General features: G+C 74.2%; 15 protein-coding genes. 7 read left to right on the top strand and 8 right to left on the bottom strand.

The annotated features are described in order from the left end of the window. Positions 1–295 precede the first annotated feature (295 nt). Positions 296–1,258 (top strand): TIGR03557 family F420-dependent LLM class oxidoreductase, encoded by a 963-nt coding sequence (locus OG617_RS23105; protein ID WP_405095082.1) that lies wholly within the window; start codon positions 296–298, stop codon positions 1,256–1,258. A 612-nt stretch (positions 1,259–1,870) separates the two neighbouring features. On the opposite strand, the gene OG617_RS23100 is transcribed toward OG617_RS23105, so the two are convergent. The 7 genes from OG617_RS23100 to OG617_RS23070 form a co-directional block, all read right to left on the bottom strand. Continuing rightward, positions 1,871–2,599: a hypothetical protein gene (locus OG617_RS23100; RefSeq protein WP_405095081.1), complete on the bottom strand. Its 729-nt coding sequence runs from the start codon at positions 2,597–2,599 to the stop codon at positions 1,871–1,873. Between the two features lie 88 nt (positions 2,600–2,687). Next, a complete protein-coding gene (locus OG617_RS23095) occupies positions 2,688–3,491 on the bottom strand; it encodes an endonuclease/exonuclease/phosphatase family protein (RefSeq protein WP_405095080.1) in 804 nt (267 codons plus the stop codon). Between the two features lie 8 nt (positions 3,492–3,499). Next, a complete protein-coding gene (locus OG617_RS23090) occupies positions 3,500–4,990 on the bottom strand; it encodes a phosphatase PAP2 family protein (protein WP_405095079.1) in 1,491 nt (496 codons plus the stop codon). Between the two features lie 80 nt (positions 4,991–5,070). Continuing rightward, on the bottom strand, positions 5,071–6,072 hold the full coding sequence (locus OG617_RS23085) for a YihY/virulence factor BrkB family protein (protein WP_405095078.1): 1,002 nt from the start codon (positions 6,070–6,072) through the stop codon (positions 5,071–5,073). Further along, on the bottom strand, positions 6,069–7,070 hold the full coding sequence (locus OG617_RS23080) for a diacylglycerol/lipid kinase family protein (protein WP_405095077.1): 1,002 nt from the start codon (positions 7,068–7,070) through the stop codon (positions 6,069–6,071). Before OG617_RS23080 ends, OG617_RS23085 begins: the two co-directional genes overlap by 4 nt. Before the next feature lie 134 nt (positions 7,071–7,204). Next, on the bottom strand, positions 7,205–7,783 hold the full coding sequence (locus tag OG617_RS23075; RefSeq protein ID WP_405095076.1) for a Clp protease N-terminal domain-containing protein: 579 nt from the start codon (positions 7,781–7,783) through the stop codon (positions 7,205–7,207). After that, positions 7,783–8,019: a helix-turn-helix domain-containing protein gene (locus OG617_RS23070; RefSeq protein ID WP_387024892.1), complete on the bottom strand. Its 237-nt coding sequence runs from the start codon at positions 8,017–8,019 to the stop codon at positions 7,783–7,785. Before OG617_RS23070 ends, OG617_RS23075 begins: the two co-directional genes overlap by 1 nt. A 73-nt stretch (positions 8,020–8,092) precedes the next feature. Here OG617_RS23070 and OG617_RS23065 point away from each other — a divergent pair, with 73 nt between their 5' ends. The 4 genes from OG617_RS23065 to OG617_RS23050 all read left to right on the top strand — a co-directional run bounded on the left by OG617_RS23065 (position 8,093) and on the right by OG617_RS23050 (position 12,611). Then, positions 8,093–8,287 carry a hypothetical protein gene (locus OG617_RS23065; RefSeq protein ID WP_405095075.1) on the top strand — a complete coding sequence of 65 codons (195 nt, stop codon included), beginning with the start codon at positions 8,093–8,095 and terminating at the stop codon, positions 8,285–8,287. Positions 8,288–8,293: 6 nt separating this feature from the next. Beyond that, complete coding sequence (locus tag OG617_RS23060; protein WP_405095074.1) at positions 8,294–9,154, top strand: universal stress protein; 861 nt, start codon at positions 8,294–8,296, stop codon at positions 9,152–9,154. Positions 9,155–9,275: 121 nt separating this feature from the next. Next, positions 9,276–11,696 (top strand): phosphoketolase, encoded by a 2,421-nt coding sequence (locus OG617_RS23055; protein ID WP_405095073.1) that lies wholly within the window; start codon positions 9,276–9,278, stop codon positions 11,694–11,696. A gap of 39 nt (positions 11,697–11,735) precedes the next feature. Beyond that, positions 11,736–12,611 (top strand): universal stress protein, encoded by an 876-nt coding sequence (locus OG617_RS23050; RefSeq protein WP_405095072.1) that lies wholly within the window; start codon positions 11,736–11,738, stop codon positions 12,609–12,611. On the opposite strand, the gene OG617_RS23045 is transcribed toward OG617_RS23050, so the two are convergent. Then, a complete protein-coding gene (locus OG617_RS23045; protein ID WP_405095071.1) occupies positions 12,590–14,911 on the bottom strand; it encodes a heavy metal translocating P-type ATPase in 2,322 nt (773 codons plus the stop codon). The genes OG617_RS23050 and OG617_RS23045 overlap by 22 nt on opposite strands. A 211-nt stretch (positions 14,912–15,122) precedes the next feature. On the opposite strand from OG617_RS23045, the gene OG617_RS23040 reads away from it, so the two are divergent. Then, a complete protein-coding gene (locus OG617_RS23040) occupies positions 15,123–16,127 on the top strand; it encodes an Acg family FMN-binding oxidoreductase (RefSeq protein WP_405095070.1) in 1,005 nt (334 codons plus the stop codon). A 76-nt stretch (positions 16,128–16,203) separates the two neighbouring features. After that, entirely contained in the window at positions 16,204–17,907 is a 1,704-nt protein-coding gene (locus OG617_RS23035; protein WP_405103905.1) for a GAF domain-containing protein, read from the top strand. The last annotated feature ends 155 nt before the right edge of the window (positions 17,908–18,062 follow it).

Here is an 18,062-nt window from a genome sequence, read left to right as displayed (position 1 = left end):
GGACCGCCGCCCCTCCCCACCGGAGGAGACGGCACCGCCACCTGAACCGGTTAAGCCCCGCCCCTCCGTACGACCCGCTCGTTCACGGAAAGAGTGGCTATTCCCGCCGGAATGACCACTCTTTCCCAGAAAGTGCGGGCGCAGGCGGGGGTGAGCGTGGCATGCGTGCGCGGGGCGGGGCGGGTAGGCGGAGGCGGTGGGTGGGGGCGGGGCGGTGGGGCGGGGCGGATCCGAGGGTTGGTGAGCGGCGGCCGGGGTATCCGGTAACGATCGGAAGAGCGAAGGAGATACCGCGATGGTCAACGTCGGTTACACCCTGATGTGCGAGCAGGCCGGCCCCAAGGAACTGGTGGACCACGCGGTACGCGCCGAGGCTGCCGGCTTCGACCAGCTCGTGATCTCCGACCACTACTACCCCTGGCTGGACTCCCAGGGCCACGCCCCGTACGCCTGGTCCGTGCTCGGCGCGGTCGCCCACGCCACCAGCCGGGCCGAGCTGATGTCCTTCGTGACCTGCCCGATCCGCCGCTACCACCCCGCCGTCGTGGCGCAGAAGGCCAGCACGATCGGGGTGCTCTCGGACGGCCGGTTCACCCTCGGCCTGGGCGCCGGGGAGAACCTCAATGAGCACGTCGTCGGCGGCTGGCCGCACGTGCAGCAGCGGCACGAGATGTTCGAGGAGGCGTTGCAGATCATCCGGCCGCTGCTCAACGGCGAGACGCTGACCTTCTCCGGTAACCACTACGACGTACCCGACGCGTACGTCTGGGACCGGCCCGGCCGCCCGGTGCCGATGGCCGTCGCCGCGTCCGGCCGGCAGTCGGCGACGCTGGCGGCCGACTACGCGGACGGGGTCGTCGCCACCGAACCGGACCCGCACATCATCCAGATGTACGACGACGCGGGCGGCGCGGGCCGGCCCCGGTACGGCCAGGTGGCAATCTGCTACGGCCCGGACGAGGCGGAGTGCCGCAAGGTCGTGCACGACCAGTTCCGCTGGTTCGGGATGGGCTGGAAGGTCAACGCGGACCTGCCCGGCCCGGACTCGTTCGCCGCCGCGACCCAGTTCGTCCGCGAGGAGGACGTCGCCGAGGGGATCTCCTGCGGCCCGGACACCGACCGGCACGTGGAGGCGTTCAAGAAATTCGTCGACGCCGGCTTCACCCACGTCGCGCTCGTCCAGGTCGGCGGCGACACCCAGCCGATGTTCCTGGACTGGGCCCGGGAAGAGTTGCTCCCCCGGCTCCGCGAGCTCTGACGGCGCCGGCCCGCCCGACGGGTCCGTCCGCTGCGGTCGCGGCGGTGGGGTTCTCCCCCGCGCAGCTGCGGCGTGCCGGACCTACCCGACTTCGGACCCAGCGCCCACCCGTCCGGCGCCTACGACGTCACCCGGCACGCCGGGTACCTGGCTGCGAGGCTGATACGTACTCGTTCGGCGCGGAGGTGGCCGCCCCGCTGGCCGCCCGCCACCCCGGGCGGTTCCGGGCTCTGGTGCTGGCCACATCGCACCAACCGCCCCGGCCGAGGTCGCCCCAGCGGTACGCGCCCTGCTCGCCCCGCACTAGGACAAGGACCGCCATGCGCATCGGCAACACAGAGATCCGCCCGCTCGGCGGTGGCCTCGGCTGCCTCCTGATGATCCTCTTCTCGGTCCTGACCTCGATCGCCCTGACCGTCCTCCTCAACCTCCTCCTCTAACCCCCCTCCCTCCCCACCCTCCCCCTCCCGCGATCTTGCACTTCCGGCCCCCGCAGTGAGGCTTTTACCCCTTTAGTCAGGGCCCGAAGTGCATGATCGACGGGGTTCGGGGTCGGTCGGGGCCCGAAGGGCAAGGTCGACCGGGGTCCGGGGTGGAGAGGGGTCCGGGGGGTTAGCGGCGGAGGCCGAGGGCGGTCAGGAGGTCGCGGGTGGCTTGGCGGATCGGGGTCAGGATCGAGTCGCGGAGCCAGCGGACTGTCGGGGTGACCGTGGCTCGCCAGGCAGCGCGCAGGGCCAGACCGACCGGGACGGCGGTGTGCCGCCACACCCAGCGCAGGGCCCGTCCGACCGGGACGGCGGTGTGCCGCCACACCCAGCGCAGGGCCAGGCCGATCGGACGCAGCAACAGCCGGTAGAGGAAGTTGACGATGCGGCCCGCGAGCTGCCAGGCGTACCCGAGGGCATCGGCCACCAGCCGCAGCAGCCACCACAGCCCGCGCCCGACAGCGGCCAGCGCCGGGCCGAAGGCCCGCTTCAGCAGCCGTACCAGGGGCACCAGCACGTTCCGGATCAGCCAGTCGGCCGCCTCCACGAGCAAACGCGCCACGGGCCGGACCAGCGTCCGGAAGACCCAGACCAGCGGGTGCCAGAGCAGGTGCTTGGTCACCCACACCAGCGGCATCCAGACCAGCCGGACCAGGAGCCAGGCGAGCGGGCGCAGCACCCAGGCCCGCAGGGCCCGACCGAGCGGGCTGAGCAGCCAGCGGGCCAGCCAGCGGGCGGAGCCGGCCAGCAGCTCCCAGACCAGCCGCACGGGCAGCACCACGACCAGGGCCACGCCCCGGGCGATCACGGCGAGTAACGGATGCGGTTCCGGTTGCCCGGTCGGGGCGGCGTTCACGGGCCGAGCGTAGAAAGCTCCGGCAACGGTGATCCGTCGACGGTGCCCCGGAAGGGCACGCCGGGCCGGGGCACGGGGCACGCGCCGGTCAGGCCGGGTGCAGGGCGAGTTCGGCGAGTAGGGGGTAGTGGTCGGAGGCGTACTCGGTGTCGCCGCCCCGCCGCACTCCGCAGGAGCGCGCCAGTCGGGCCAGTGCCGGGGTGGCGAAGAGGTAGTCCAGCCGCATCCCGGAGAACTCGGCGCCACCGCCGTGCCGGGTGGGCGCGGTCAGGCCCTCATCTGCGAGCCCGAGCGCGTCATGCAGGTCGACCAGGCCGGCGGCGGCGAGCCGGGCCACCGCCCGGGTCTCCACCGTCCGGCCGTCCCGGCGCAGGTGACGGCGGCGGTACGCGGGTGGCAGCCGGGCGACCCGGGCGGTGTGGTCGGTGCCCGGGTCGAGGGTGTTCAGGTCCCCGGCCAGCAGCGCCAGCTCCCCGGGTGCCCGGCGGACGGCGGCGGCCAGCCAGCCGGCCTCGACCCGCCGCCGCAGCCCGGTGTACGGGTCGAGGTGGGCGGCGAACACGGTGAACGGCCCGGCGTCGGTGGCCACGGTGACCCGTACGGCGGCGTGGTGGAACGGCCGGCGGACCAGGCCCGCCGTGAGCACCCGCAGCGGCGGGCGGACCAGCACGGCCACCGGCTGGCCGAGGCAGGAACGGGCCAGGTACGGCCGCATGCCCACCTCGGCGGCGAAGCCGGCCAGCACGTCGCCGGAGTCGAAGCCCCGCAGCTCCTGCGCGGCCAGCAGGTCCGGCCGCTGCGCGGCGACGACCCGGGCCACCCGGTCCAGCCGGCCGGGACCGGTCCGGTCCCGGCCGCCCGTTCTGATGTTCCAGGTCATCACCCGCAGCATGACGCGGGTCAGCCCGGCCGGCCGGCCTTGGCCAGCTCGTCGTCCAGCTCGTCGACCTGCTCGGAGTTGATGGCCGGCTGGTTGCCCTCGGCCAGGTCGGCGTTGGGGCGGATCGCCCAGTAGAGCACGCCGATCCACAGGGCGCTGAGCAGGATCGCGCCCATGAAGTCGGTGGGGTGGTGCATGCCCCGGTACATCCGGGAGGTGGCCACGCCGACCGGCATGATCACGGCCAGGGCCACGAAGATCCACCGCCACCAGCGGTCGGTACGGGGAAACACGATGACCGCGATCGCGAGCCAGACGCAGATGGTGGCGGCGATGTGCCCGGACGGGAACGACGAGGTGGGCATCTGCCCGTCCAGGTTCTCCACGGGCGGGCGGGGCCGGTCGACGACGTGGGCGGAGGCGAGGAAGAGGGTCAGCTCGCCGAACATCGCCAGCGCCACGAAGAGCACCGGCCGCCAGCGCCGCCACACGGCGAGCACCAGCGGGCAGAACACCAGCGAGACGATCAGGATCGCGTGGGTGTCGCCGAGCTTGCTCCACCACCAGCTCACGTCGGTCAGCGTGTCGGTGTGCCGCTCGGCGAACCAGCGCGGGATCTCGGTGTCGAGGGTGCCGAAGAAGGTGTCCTTGGCGTGGTAGCTGACGAACTGGCCGAAGGCGTACAACGCGCCGAACACCAGCACCCAGCCGACCAGCAGTTCGGCGACGGCGGAGCGGGGGTGATCCAGCACGTGCTCCTCGGCCGGGGCGGGGGCGATGTCGTGCCCCGCCTCGGGCTCCAGTCCCTCGGTCAGCGGCGGGACCGGCCGGCCGCGCTCGCGCCGCCACAGCCGGAAGGCGTACGCGGTGACGCCCAACCAGGCCGCGCCGAGCAGCCAGCCGCCGATCACGTCCGAGACGTAGTGCACGCCCAGCGCGATCCGGGTCAGCCCGATCAGCGCCACCAGCACCGCGCCGATCGCGATCGCCGGCTTGCGCCAGCGGGGCGCCATGGCCGGCAGGAACACCAGCAGCAGCGCCCCGTACGCGACGAACGAGCCGAGGGCGTGACCGCTGGGGAAGCTGTTGCCGGGGGCACTGGCGATCGGCACGTCCACCACCGGGCGGAGTCGACCGACCAGGGTCTTCAGCGAAGGGTCGAGGATCAGCCCGCCGACCCCGGTGATGATCAGGTAGACCGCCAGCCGGGCCTGGCGCCGGATCAGCAGCCCGATGACGGCGACGCTGACCAGCCAGATCAGCACCGGCCGCCCGCCGAGGTCGGTGATCGCCTGGAGCACGGTCACCAGGGCGCCATGCGGCGCGACGAGCCCGTTGAACCACTCCGCGACCTCGTGGTCGGCGTCGTTCAGCGGGCTCCAATGGAAGCGTACGAGCATCAGCAGCAGGCCGAACGCGACCCCCGCGCCGGCGACGGCCGCCAACCCGGCGATGCTCCGCTCGGCGAAATGGCCGAGTGGTCGCCGCACCACCTCTTTGACCGCGGTCACCCCGCACCTCCCTTGTCTGTCCTGGCGAGGCGGTTTACCCGATCCGGGTCGCGCGTACACCGGGGGTTGTCGCCGACCGGTCAGGGCATGGTCAGCTCACCGGTGTCGTAGGTCTCCTCGCGCTCGGCCTCGGGCTGCCACCGGTCCGGCTGGGCCGGCTCCTGCACGCCGATCCGCATCGCCTCGAGCTGGGCGGCGAAGGCCAGCCCGCCGAACAGCGCCATCCCGGTGAGGTTTGCCCAGAGCAGCAACGCCATCATCCCGGTCAGCGCGCCGTACGTCTGGCCGAACCCTTCGCTGACCTGCACATACGCGGCGAGCAGCAGGCTGGCCAGCCACCACAGCGCGGTGGCGATGCCGGCGCCGAAGAACAGCCAGGACAGGCCTGGCTGGTTGCGCCGGGGCGCGTGCCGGAACAGCAGGGCCACGGCGAGCACGGTCAGCCCGAGGCTCAGCGGCCAGCGGACCACGTCCCAGGCGCCGATGGCGAACTCGCCCCAGGCGTAGTTCCGGCGAACCGAGTCGCCCATCGCCCCGCCGCCGACGAGGATCAGGAAGCCGGTCAGCGCCGGGACGCCCGCGACGACCGCGAGCACGGCGGCGCGCAGGTACTTCCACAGCGCCGGACGGTCCCGCTCGACGCCGTAGATCCGGTTCGCGCCCCGCTCGATCTGCGCCATGGTGGTGGTGAGCGCGAAGAGGCCGGTGAGCAGGCCGAGGGTCAGCGCCAGCTCGCCGGCGTCCTCGGTGCGCTCGCTGTCGACCAGCAGGTCCTGCACCATCGCCTCGCTCTGCCCGGGGGTCAGTGCGAGCAGGGTGTCGGCGACCACCCGGCCACCCTCGTCGGCGCCCAGGTCGGTGATCAGGCCGGTGAGGGCGATCATGAACGGCACCACGGCGAGGCAGAGCTGCAACGCGAACGCCCGGGAGTGGCTGAACCCGTCGCCGTAGCGGAACCGGACGAACGCGTCCCGCAGCAGGCACCAGCCGCCCTGCCGGCGCAGGGTGTGCCAGGCGTCGTCGGCCGACAGCTCCTGGTCCGACATCATCCGGGTCTCCGGCACCATCTTGGTGCTACTCACGGACGCGCCTCCTCGACCAGCTCCTCGCCCCGCTTTCCGGCTGCGGACGCGTCGACGGCCAGGTCAGGCGTCTCCTCCGGCTGCGGCACGCAGAGCCACAGGGCGCGGGGACGGATCTCCGCCACGAGCCGCCGCCCGGGGGAGATGAGATCACCGTCCAGCTCGCGCGGCTGGGCCCGGTTGCTGGTGATCTCCACCTTGCGGGCGCGGAAGACCTCCATCCGGGGGACGCTGCCCCGGCGGCGGGCCAGCGCCCAGCCCATGGCCAGCCAGTGCCGCAGCGTGCGCGGGGTGAGCACGGCGACGTCGAGCCAGCCGTCGTCCGGTTCGGCGTCGGTGAGCAGGGTTACCCCGCCCTGGAGCCGGCCGACGTTGGCGACCAGCACCGAGCGGGCCCGGCGGCGCAACACTGGCCGGTCGTCGATGCGGATGGAGACCTTCATCGGCCGGTCCCGCAGGTGCCGGGCGGCCCCCACCACGTACGCGGGCCAGCCGATGCGGGCCTTGGTGGTCTCCGAGGTGGCGTCGAGCATCTGGGCGTCGAAGCCCATCCCGGCCATGACGGTGAAGTAGTTGTCCTCGACCGCGCCGACGTCGAGCTGCCGGCGACCCCGCTCGACGGCCACCTCCAGCCCGGCGGCCAGGTCGGTGGAGAGGCCGAGGTTCGCGGCGAGCAGGTTGCCGGTGCCCTGGGGCAGGATGGCCAGGGCCACGTCGGTGCCGACCAGACCGCTGACGCAGGACATCACGGTGCCGTCCCCGCCGCAGGCGAAGACCACGTCGACGCCCGCCTTGACGGCCTCCTCGGTCTGGCCTCGGCCCGGGTCTTCCGCCGTGGTCTCGAACCACAGCGGCTCGGGCCAGCCGGCGGCGGTGAGGGCGGCGTCGACGGTCTCGCGCAGCTCGTCGAGATCGGTCACCTTCACCGGGTTGACCACCACCGCGGAGCGCAACCCGCCGACGGCGGCGGTCGAACGCGTGTCCTGCTCAGCATCCACGGCGCCAGTGTGCAGCAACTCCGACCGGGCGGCGAGCCGGCGACCCGTGAGGTTGCGCGCACCGAAAACAGGTTTGCGGGGAGGGAGGAGCCGCTTCTGCCCACCGGAGGCAGAGAAGGGACCTCCCTCCCTTTCTAGGCCGCCATCCGCAGGGCGTTCTCCACCCGGCGTCGTAGGTCGGCCAGGTCGAGCCCGGCCTCGGTGAGCACCAGGGCGGCCGTCCCGCCGGGCTCGCGGAGCAGGCCCAGCAGGATGTGCTCGGTGCCGATGTGCCGGTGCCTCAGCCCGAGCGCCTCCCGCAGCGCCAGCTCCAGCACCTTCTTCGCCCGTGGCGAGAACACTCCGCCGGGCTGCTGCCGGCGACCCCAGCGGCGGCGCGGGCCGGGGTTGGCCTCGCGCAGCGCGGCGGGGCCGAAGGACTCCTCGACCCGGGCGACGACGGCGGAGAGGTCGATGCCGATCTCGCGCAGCGCGGCGACGTCGGCCTCGGCGAGCCCCGCCCCGCCGTCAGCGGTGTGCCGGGCGACGGCGGCCCGCAGGTCGTCGACGCGGACGCCGGCGTCGCGCAGCAACCGTGCCGCGAGGCTGTCGGCGTCGGCGAGGACGGCGAGCAGCAGGTGCTCGGTGTCGATCGGGCCTTGGCCAGCGGCCCGTGCCTCGTCACGGGCCGCCCGGACCACCTCGCGGGCCCGGTCGGTGAACCGTTCGAACATCACGCCTCCCAGGAGCTCGGGGCCGCCGGTCGCCCGGCGTGCTTCTTGTGGACCGCCTGCCGGCTGACCTCGAGGGCATCGGCGATCTCCTGCCAGGACCAGCCCTGTCGTCGGGCGTTGTCCACCTGGACCACCTCCAGCCGTTCGAGGAGCCGGCGCAGGGCGCGCACGGCGCGCAGACCAACCCGGGGATCGGTGCTGCCGGCCGCCGCCGCCAGTTCCGTTGCCTGACTCATGTCGTCAACTTACATTGACAACGCTCGCGTGTCAACGAAAGTTGACGCCCTGGCGCACGATCGCGGCCCTCGCATGGCAACAACACGCATCGACGGCATCCGGGGGGACGCCGTCGATGCGTGGCGCAGGGGCACCGACCGGATCGGCACCTGGGGCGTGGCCAACGAGTGCTCGACGTTCTCGCCCGCCGATCCGGCCCCGCCGGCGCACCCACGCGACTACGCTCGGTCAGGAGAGCGCGGCGGCGCCGGGCACGGCGGGAGGTGAGGCCGGATGGGCACACCCGCGGACGCGCCGGTGGTGGCCGCGATCGGTTCGTCGGACGACACCCTCCAGGTCGTCCGGCTGGCGGCCCGCGAGGCCGCGGGCCACGACCGCCCGCTCAGCCTGCTGCACGCGTTCAACTGGGCGGCGGCTTTGGAGGCCCCCTCGGAGGCCGGCCCGCGCGCCGAGGCCGAGGACCTGATCGAGCGGGCCACCGCCGTGGCCGGCGAGGTGGAGCCGGCGCTGTCCGTGAGCGGGGAGATCGTCGAGGGCTCCCCGCTGGCCGCGCTGATCCGTCGCTCCGATTCGGCGTTCCTGGTCGCCGTCGGTGACGGCGGGATGACCCGCTGCAAGGACTGCATCCCCGCCGACGCGCTGGCGGTGCAGCTCGCCGCCCAGGCCGGCTGCCCGGTGCTGGTGGTGCGCCCCGAGCCGCCGCCGCCGGGCCCGGTGCTGGTCGGCGTTGACGGGTCGGCGAGCTCCCAGGCGGCGCTGGGGTTCGCCTTCGACTGCGCCGCCAGCCGGTCGGCCCCGCTGCTCGCCGTCCGGGTCACCGAGCCGGCGCGAACGGCCGGGGGCGGCGACACGGCCGGGTCCGCCGAGGACGCCCGCGCCGAGCTGGCCGAGGCGGTGGCCCGGTACGGGCGGCGGCACCCCTCGGTGCCGGCCGAGTGCCACAGCGTCGTCGGCGACCCCGGCGACGTCCTGGTCGACCGGTCCCGCTCGGCGCAGCTCGCGATCGTCGCCGGCAGGGGGGACGAACCGCTGCGCGGCATGCTCGGCGCGGTCAGCCAGTCGCTGCTCTACCACTCTCCCGCCCCGGTCATCGTCGTCCGTGGACTCGTTCCCACCACGCCGGACGGGGCATGACGCCCGCAGGTCCCGGGACCAACGGCCCTGCCCGCTTCCTGGGTGGGCGACGAGGCTGGACGTGCCGGGTAGCCGGGACACCGGATGCGAAAATCCCCGATCCGCGAGAGGGTAACGCAGCATGGACACCGCTGTAGACCTGCACAGTCCCCTGACCGAAGACGAGCTACGCCGGCTGGACGCGTACTGGCGGGCGGCCAACTACCTGACCGTCGGGCAGATCTACCTGCTGGACAACCCACTGCTGCGGGAACCGTTGCGACCCGAGCACGTCAAGCCGCGGCTGCTCGGCCACTGGGGCACCAGCCCCGGTTTGAACCTGCTCTACGCCCACCTCAACCGGATCATCGTCGACCGGAAGCTACCGACGATCTTCATCACCGGCCCCGGGCACGGCGGCCCCGCCCTGGTGGCGAACACCTGGCTGGAAGGCACCTACAGCGAGCGGTACCACTCGGTCGGCCGCGACGAGACGGGCATGCAGCGGCTGTTCCGCCAGTTCTCCTTCCCCGGCGGAATCCCGAGCCACGTCGCCCCGGAGGTGCCGGGCTCGATCCACGAGGGCGGCGAGCTGGGGTACGCCCTGAGCCACGCGTACGGCGCCGCGTTCGACAACCCGGACCTGCTGGTCGCCTGCGTGATCGGCGACGGCGAGGCGGAGACCGGCCCGCTCGCGGGGAGCTGGCTGTCCAACGTCTTCCTCAACCCGGCCCGGGACGGGGCGGTACTGCCCATCCTGCACCTGAACGGGTACAAGATCGCCAACCCGGCGGTGCTGGACCGGATCCCCACCGACGACCTGCTGAACATGATGCGCGGCTTCGGCTACCAGCCGTACGTCGTCGCCGGTGACGACCCGGCGACCGTGCACCAGCTCCTCGCCGCCACCCTGGACCGGGCGGTCGACGAGATCGCCGACATCCAACGCCGGGCCCGCTCCGGCGGCGCGGTCGAGCGCCCCCGCTGGCCGATGATCATCCTGCGTACGCCGAAGGGCTGGACCGGCCCGGACAAGGTCGACGGCAAGCAGGTGCAGGGGACGTTCCGCGCCCACCAGGTGCCGATCTCCGAGGTGCGCGACAACCCGGAGCACCTGGCCGAGCTGGAGCGCTGGCTGCGCAGCTACCGGCCGGAGGAGCTGTTCGACGCCACCGGCGCCCCGGCAGCCGAGCTGGCCGCGCTCCCCCCGAAGGGCGACCTGCGGATGAGCGCCAACCCGGTCACCAACGGCGGCACGGTGCTGCGCGACCTGACCCTGCCGGACTTCCGGGAGTACGCGGTCGACGTCGAGCGGCCCGGCGAACCGATGGCCGGGGCCACCGGGGTGCTCGGCAAGTGGGTCCGCGACGTGATCGCCGCCAACCCGCAGACGTTCCGCCTGTTCGGCCCCGACGAGGTGGCCTCCAACCGGCTCGGCGCGGCCTTCGAGGTCACCGACCGGGCGTTCGTCGCCGAGACCATGGCCGGCGACGACCACCTCTCCCCCGACGGCCGGGTGATGGAGGTGCTCTCCGAGCACCTGTGCCAGGGCTGGCTGGAGGGGTACCTGCTGACCGGCCGGCACGGCATCTTCACCAGCTACGAGGCGTTCATCCACATCGTCGACTCGATGGTCAACCAGCACGCCAAGTGGCTGAAGGTGACCCGGGCCATCCCGTGGCGGCAGCCGGTGGCGTCGCTGAACTACCTGCTCTCCAGCCACGTCTGGCGGCAGGACCACAACGGCTTCTCCCACCAGGACCCGGGCTTCATCGACCACGTGATGAACAAGAAGGCCGAGGTTGTCCGGGTCTACCTGCCGCCGGACGGCAACACCCTGCTGTCCACGATGGACCACTGCCTGCGCAGCCGGCACTACATCAACGTGGTGGTGGCCGGCAAGCAGCCCGCGCCGAACTGGCTGACCATGGACGAGGCGATCCAGCACTGCCGGCGCGGCCTGGGCATCTGGGACTGGGCCAGCACCGACGACGGCGACGAACCGGACGTGGTGCTCGGCTGCGCCGGGGACGTGCCGACGCTGGAGACCGTGGCCGCCGCCGAGCTGCTCCGCCAGCACCTGCCCGGGCTGAAGGTGCGGGTGGTCAACGTCGTCGACCTGATGCGCCTCCAGCCGCCGTCGGAACATCCCCACGGCCTGCCGGACAGCGAGTTCGACACCATCTTCACCCGCGACAAGCCGATCATCTTCGCGTACCACGGCTACCCGTGGTTGATCCACCGGCTCACCTACCGCCGGGCCAACCACGACAACCTGCACGTGCGCGGGTACAAGGAGGAGGGCACCACCACCACGCCGTTCGACATGGTGATGCTCAACGACCTGGACCGGTTCCACCTGGTGATCGACGTGATCGACCGGACGCCGGGCCTGGCCTCCCGGGCCGCGCGCCTGCGCCAGGAGATGGTGGACGTCCGGCAGGCCTGCCGCGACCACACCCGCCGCTTCGGCGAGGACGACCCGCGGGTGGCCGAGTGGCGCTGGATCCGGGAGACGGCCCCCGAGGCAACGAAAGGCGGACCCGGTGAGCGCGAGGAGTGAGCTTGCGAGCCCCGCAGTCGCGAACGAAAGGCGGACCCGGTGAGTGACGAGATCCTGGTCGGCTACGACGGTTCCGCCGACGCCACCGTCGCCCTGAACTGGGCGCTGGACGAGGCGGAGCGCACCGGACGGGCGGTCCGCCTGGCGTACGTCTTCGAGTGGGTGACCGTGGCCGGGTGGATCGGCCCCGGGGTGGCCCCCGGCATCTGGCCCGACGAGACCGCCCGGCGGCAGGTGGAGGAGCTGGTCGGCACGGCCGCCTCCGACGCCGCCGCCGCGCGGCCCGGGTTGACTGTGCACGGCGAGGTGTTCGACGGGCCGCCGGCACTGGTGCTGGAGGAACGCTCCGCCGAGGCCGGCCTGCTGGTGCTCGGCAGCCGGGGCCACGGCGGATTCGGCGGGCTGCTCGTCGGCTCCACCGCCGTGTCGGTGACCGCACACGCCCACTGCCCGGTGGTGGTGGTCCGTGACGCCGCCGCCGCAGGCCGCGCCGGGCGGGTGGTGGTCGGGGTCGACGGGTCGCCGACGTCGCTGCTGGCCCTCGGGTTCGCCGTCGAGCGGGCGGCCCAGCGGGACGTACCGCTGCACGTGGTGCGGGCCTGGGAGCCGGCGGCGGGCGGCGGCCCCGCCCCCGACGGCGCGGTGGCGGCGGAGCGGGCGGCGCTGGGGGAGCCGCTGGCCGAGTGGCGGGAGACGTTCCCCGAGGTCGAGGTGACCGTCGACGTGGTGACCGGCCGCCCGGCCCGCGCGCTGGTCGAGGCGAGCCGGGACGCCCAGCTCGTGGTGGTCGGCACCCGGGGCCGAGGCGGGCTGCGCGGCATGCTGCTCGGCTCGGTCGGCCAACAGCTCATCCAGCACGCCCACTGCCCGGTCGCGGTGGTCCGCGAGCGCCGTCAGTCGCGCAGCGAGAAGTAGTCCTCCTCCTCCTGGGCCAGGTGCAGGCGCAGGACGGCGTCGAGGCCGTACAGGGTGGCGAGCAGGTCGGTGACCTGGTCGGGACGCGGCGGCCCGGCGCCGGCCTGCGCCAGGTGCCCGCCGATCCCGTCGACCAGGCGGCGGATCTCCACGTGCCCACGGCTCATCGTCGAGGTCGCCTCGTCGCCGCCGAGCGGCCCGGCCAACGCCGGATAGAGGTGCTGCTCCTCGGCCGCCTCGTGCGGCAGCACCTGCCCGACGAGCCGCCGATGGACCTCCCGGAGGGCGGGCACGCAGTCGGGCGAGTCCGGGTGGGTCGCGACCAGATCGGCGGTGTCCCGCAGGCCGGCCAGCACGTCCCGGACCCCGCCGTGCTCGCCCGCGTACCGGTCCAGCAGCTCGCCGGTGGCCGCCGGGACGTCCCGGCGGCGCAGCCCCCCGCCGAGGGCGCGCAGCGCGTTGAGGATCACCACCACGTCGATGCCCTCCTGGAGGAACGCGCCGGCCACCGGGGGCAGTTTCCCGGCCGCCGCCACCAGCATCGCCGCCACGGCCAGCCCCATCCCGACGACGGCGCTCTGGGTGGCGATCCGGCGGGCGTGCCGGGCGATCTCCACGGCGTCGGCGAGCCGGTCGAGCCGGTCGACGGTGAGCACCGCGTCGGCGACGCCGGCGGACGCGGTCGCCCCGGTGGCCCCCATCGCCACCCCGACGTGCGCCTCGGCCAGCGCCGGGGCGTCGTTCACCCCGTCGCCGACCATCACGGTGACGGCCCGCTCCGCCTCCTGGCGGACCCGGGCGGCCTTCTCCTGCGGGGAGCACCTGGCCAGCAGGTCGTCGACGCCGACGGCCCGGGCGACCTGCTCGGCGGTCGCCTGGCGGTCTCCGGTGACCATGACCAGCCGGGTCAGGCCGGCCTCGCGCAGCCGTCGGACGGTCCGACGGGCGTCAGGGCGCACCGGGTCCTCCAGCAGGATCGCCCCCAGCGGCCCCCGCTCGTCGCTGACCCAGACCACGGACCGCCCGGCCAGCTCGGCGCGTTCGGCGGCCCCGGCCGCCCACTGCGGCAGTTCCCCGTCGAGCTGGCCGACCCGGACCAGCCGCCCGTCGATCCGGCCGCTGACGCCGCGCCCCGGCTCCTCGGTCACCCCGGTCGGCTCGGCCAGCGGCAGGCCCCGGTCCCGGGCCTGCCGCACCAGGGCGGCGGCCAGCACGTGCGGGGAGAGCTGCTCCACCGAGGCCGCCAGCCGCAGCACCTCGTCCCGGTCGCCGCCGGGCGCGACCACCGTCTCGGCGGCGTGGGGCCGGCCTGAGGTGAGCGTGCCGGTCTTGTCGACCAGCAGGGTCCGGGCCCGGCCAAGCAGCTCCAGCGAGCCGCCGTCGCGGACCAACACCCCGCGCCGGGCCGCCCGGGACAGCCCGGAGACGATCGCGATCGGGGTGGCCAGCAGCAGCGGGCAGGGGGTGGCCACCACCAGCACCGCCACGGCCCGCACGAACTCACCGGACAGTAGCCAGCCCAGGCCGGCCACGACCAGGGTGAACGGCACGAACGCCGCCGCGTACCGGTCGGCCATCCGGACCATCGGGGCCTTGTGCGCGGTGGCCTCCTCGGCGAGCCGGACGATCCCCGCGTACGTGCTGGCCGCCGCGCTCTTCGTGGCCCGCAGCCCGAAGCCGGCCCCGGCGTTGACCACGCCGCTGGCCACCGGCTCCCCCGCCGCCCGCGCGACCAGTTGGGACTCGCCGGTCACCACCGACTCGTCGAGGGTGGCCGCCTCCTCGACGGCCCCGTCAACGGGCACCACGTCCCCGGGGCCGACCACCAGCCGGTCGCCCACCGTCACCCGGTCCAGCGGGACCGTCTCGATGCCGCCGCCGGGCCGACGCCGCCGCGCCGAGCGCGGGGCCCGCTCCAGCAGGGCGCGCAGGTCGCGGGTCGCCCGGCGCTGGGCGTACGCCTCCAGTGAGCGGCCGGTGGCCAGCATCAGCGCGATCACCGCGCCGGCCAGGTACTCGCGGACGACGAGCGCACCGGCCAGCGCGAGGACGGCGATCACGTCCACCCCGAACTGCCGGTGCCACAGCCGGCGCAGCGTCGACCAGGCGGCCGGGGCCAGCGCGGCCACCGTCGCCGCCGCCCACAGCCAGTCCGCCGCGGTGGGCCGGCCGGCGAGCCACAGCCCCGCCCCGACCAGCACGCCCACGGTCAGCGCGGTCAGCGGCCCCCACTCGCGCCCCCGCGCCCAGCGCCGCCGCACCGGCTGCTCCGGCACGCACTCCCGCGCCTCGGTGCCCACCTGCGGATCCTCTCAACGACGGGTACCGGCGAGGATGCCAACGGACGAATCATCCGTCCGACCTGCCATGATCGGCGGAGGCGAAGTGCCCGGGCGGGACGAGATCCGCGTCCCGTGCGTCCGGGCGGCCCGTGCCGCAGGATGGAGCGGCAACCCCGCCCGGAGCACCGCCGGGCTGGGGCACGATGGGCAGAGACGAAAGGTCGTGACGATGAGCCACGAGACGCCGGACCGTGCGTTGACCACCGCCCTCGCGGAGGCCGCCGCGATGGCCGGTCACGCCCCCTCGGTGCACAACACGCAGCCGTGGCGCTGGCGAGTCCTGCCCGACGCCCTGGAGCTGCGCGTCGTGCGGGAACGCCAGCTGAGCGCCGCCGATCCGGAGGGCCGGCTGGTCGCCCTGAGCTGCGGCGCGGCCCTGCACCACGCCCGGGTGGCACTGGCGGCCGAGGGCTGGGCCTTCGTGGTCGAGCGGGTCTCCGACCCGACCGATCCGGAGCTGCTGGCCCGGCTCACCGGCTTCAAGCGCGCCGGGGCGGACCCGGACGCCATGCACACGGTGCAGTGCATGCAGGTCCGGCACACCGACCGGCGGCCCGTCAGCGACGAGCCCGTGCCGACCCCGGCTGTCGACGACATCACGAAGGCGGCCGCCGCCGAGGGCGCCCGGTTGCAGATCCTCAACGCCGACCAGGTGATGGAGCTGGCCGCCGCGGCATCGCGCGCCGGGTCGGTCGAGGCGGAGGACCCCCAGCTGCGCGAGGAGCTGGCCTATTGGACGACCCGCACCGGCACCGGCACCGGCCTGCCGCCCGAGGTGCTGCCCGAGCAGGCGCCGCAGACCACCGTGCCGGGCCGGGACTTCGGCCGCCCCGGCATCCTGCCGGTCGGCCAGGGCCACGACCGGACGGCGGTGTACGGGCTGCTCTTCGGCGACGAGGACGAGCGGGACAGCTGGCTGCGGGCCGGTGAGGCGCTCTCCGCGGCGTGGCTGACCGCCACCCGGCTGGGCGTGTCGATGGTGCCGCTGTCCGGCGTGGTGGAGGTGGAGGGCACCCGGCAGGCCCTGCGCCAGGTGCTCGCCGGGATGGCGTACCCGTACCTGGTGCTGCGGATGGGGATCGCGGACCCGACGCACGCCGGCCCGCCGCACACCCCGCGGCTGCCCACCGAGCAGGTCGTGGACACCTCCGCGGTGCGCTCCACGGGCGCGTGACGGCCAGGCCCCGCCCGGTAACCGGGGCCATGACCCGCGCGGCACCGGGCGATAGCATCGGCCGGTGGCCAGCCCGATGCACGAACACGTCACCCCGTCGCTGGGGCTGAGCCCGCTGTCGCGGGTCCGGCTCGACGAACTGCTCCAGGAGATGCTGGACCGGGTGGGCGAGGTGGTCACCAGCCGGGAACGGCTGCGCGCCCTGCTCGACGCGGTGGTCGGCATCGGCACCGACCTGGACCTGCGCAGCACGCTGCAACGGATCGTGCAGTCCGCCTGCGAGCTGGCCGGCGCCCGGTACGGCGCGCTCGGGGTGATCGGCTCCGACCGGCTGCTGCACGACTTCATCGTGCACGGCATCGACCCCGAGCTGCACGCGAGCATCGGCGACCTGCCGCACGGCCGGGGCGTGCTCGGGCTGCTCATCGACGACCCGCACCCGGTGCGGATGCCGGACATCACCAAGCACCCGCTGTCGTACGGTTTCCCACCGAACCACCCGCCGATGCACAGCTTCCTGGGCGTGCCGGTGCGCATCCGCGACCAGGTGTTCGGCAACCTTTACCTGGCCGAGAAGCAGGGCGCCGTCGAGTTCACCGAGGACGACGAGGAGATCGTGGTGGCGCTGGCCGCCGCGGCCGGCGTGGCGATCGAGAACGCCCGGCTGTACGCGCTGGCCCACCGGCGGGAACGCTGGCTGGCCGCCACCGCCGAGATCACCTCGGTGCTGCTCGGCGAGGTGCGACGCACCGACGCGCTGACGCTGGTGGCCCGCCGCGCCCGGGAGGTCGCCGAGGCGGAGCTGGCCGTGGTGCTGCTCTACGACGAGGACGCCGGCGAGTTCACCGTGGAGGTGGTCGACGGTGCCGACGAGCGGGCCCGGGAGTTGGTCGGGTCGGTGCTGCCGGCCGCCGAGACCGCCTTCGCCGGGTCGGTCACCGGGCGGCGGCACGAGCTGGTGGAGAACCTGGCCGAGGCGGCGCCCTGGCCGGCCCCGGTGACCGCCGGGCCGGCGGTGGTCTCCCCACTGGCCGCCGCCGACACCCTGCACGGCGTCCTGGTGATCGCGTACGGGCCGGACCGGGGCGGCGCCACCGACGACGACGTGGCGCTGCTGGGCAGCTTCGCCGGGCAGGCCGCGCTGGCCATGGAGCGGGCCCGGGGGCAGGAGGAGCGGGAGCTGCTGGTGGTCCTGGAGGACCGCGAGCGCATCGCCCGTGACCTGCACGACGTGGTGATCCAGCGGCTGTTCGCCACCGGCCTGCAGTTGCAGAGCGGCGCGATGAACGCCCGCCCCGACGTGGCCAAGCGGATCAACGCGGCCGTCGACGACCTGGACGCCACCATCCGGGACATCCGGCGGACCATCTTCGAGCTGCGTACCCCGATGAGCGCGGCACTGCGCACCGAGATCCGCGAGGCGGTCGACGTGGCCGCCGGGTCGCTGGGCTTCCGGCCGACGCTGGAGCTGACCGGGCCGATCGACAGCGCCGTCCCCGAGCCGATCCGCCCCGACCTGACCGCCGTGCTGCGCGAGGCGCTGTCGAACGCGGTCCGCCACGCCGAGGCCAACCGGGTCGCGGTGGCGGTCCGGGTCGACGGCGGCTGGGTCACGGTCACCGTCACCGACGACGGCCGGGGCTGCGATCCGGCCGCCGCCCGGGGCGGCCTGGTCAACCTCCGCGAGCGCGCCGAGCGCCACGGCGGCGAGTTCGCGGTACGCCCGGCCATCCCCCGCGGCACCGAACTGCACTGGACGGTCCCACTCCGCGACGACTGACCACCACCCTGCCGCCCGCCCCGCCCCGCCCTGCCCTGCCCTGCCCTGTGCCCCGCCCTGCCTCGCCCCGCCCGGCCTCGCGATCTTGCACTTGCGGCCCTCGACATGCCCCTTTCGCACCCTTTGCCGGGGCCGCAAGTGCAAGATCGACGCGG

It is taken from the genome of Micromonospora sp. NBC_01412 (assembly GCF_045040215.1).
In the GTDB taxonomy this organism is placed as follows: domain Bacteria; phylum Actinomycetota; class Actinomycetes; order Mycobacteriales; family Micromonosporaceae; genus Micromonospora; species Micromonospora rubida.
This window is presented reverse-complemented; position numbering and strand designations above follow the sequence as displayed.

Coding starts and splice junctions, on each gene's coding strand:
- OG617_RS23105 (WP_405095082.1), top strand. CDS start 296: ATGGTCAACGTCGGTTACACCCTGATGTGCGAGCAGGCCGGCCCCAAG.
- OG617_RS23095 (WP_405095080.1), bottom strand. CDS start 3,491: ATGCTGCGGGTGATGACCTGGAACATCAGAACGGGCGGCCGGGACCGG.
- OG617_RS23075 (WP_405095076.1), bottom strand. CDS start 7,783: ATGTTCGAACGGTTCACCGACCGGGCCCGCGAGGTGGTCCGGGCGGCC.
- OG617_RS23070 (WP_387024892.1), bottom strand. CDS start 8,019: ATGAGTCAGGCAACGGAACTGGCGGCGGCGGCCGGCAGCACCGATCCC.
- OG617_RS23065 (WP_405095075.1), top strand. CDS start 8,093: ATGGCAACAACACGCATCGACGGCATCCGGGGGGACGCCGTCGATGCG.
- OG617_RS23060 (WP_405095074.1), top strand. CDS start 8,294: ATGGGCACACCCGCGGACGCGCCGGTGGTGGCCGCGATCGGTTCGTCG.
- OG617_RS23055 (WP_405095073.1), top strand. CDS start 9,276: ATGGACACCGCTGTAGACCTGCACAGTCCCCTGACCGAAGACGAGCTA.
- OG617_RS23040 (WP_405095070.1), top strand. CDS start 15,123: ATGAGCCACGAGACGCCGGACCGTGCGTTGACCACCGCCCTCGCGGAG.
- OG617_RS23035 (WP_405103905.1), top strand. CDS start 16,204: ATGCACGAACACGTCACCCCGTCGCTGGGGCTGAGCCCGCTGTCGCGG.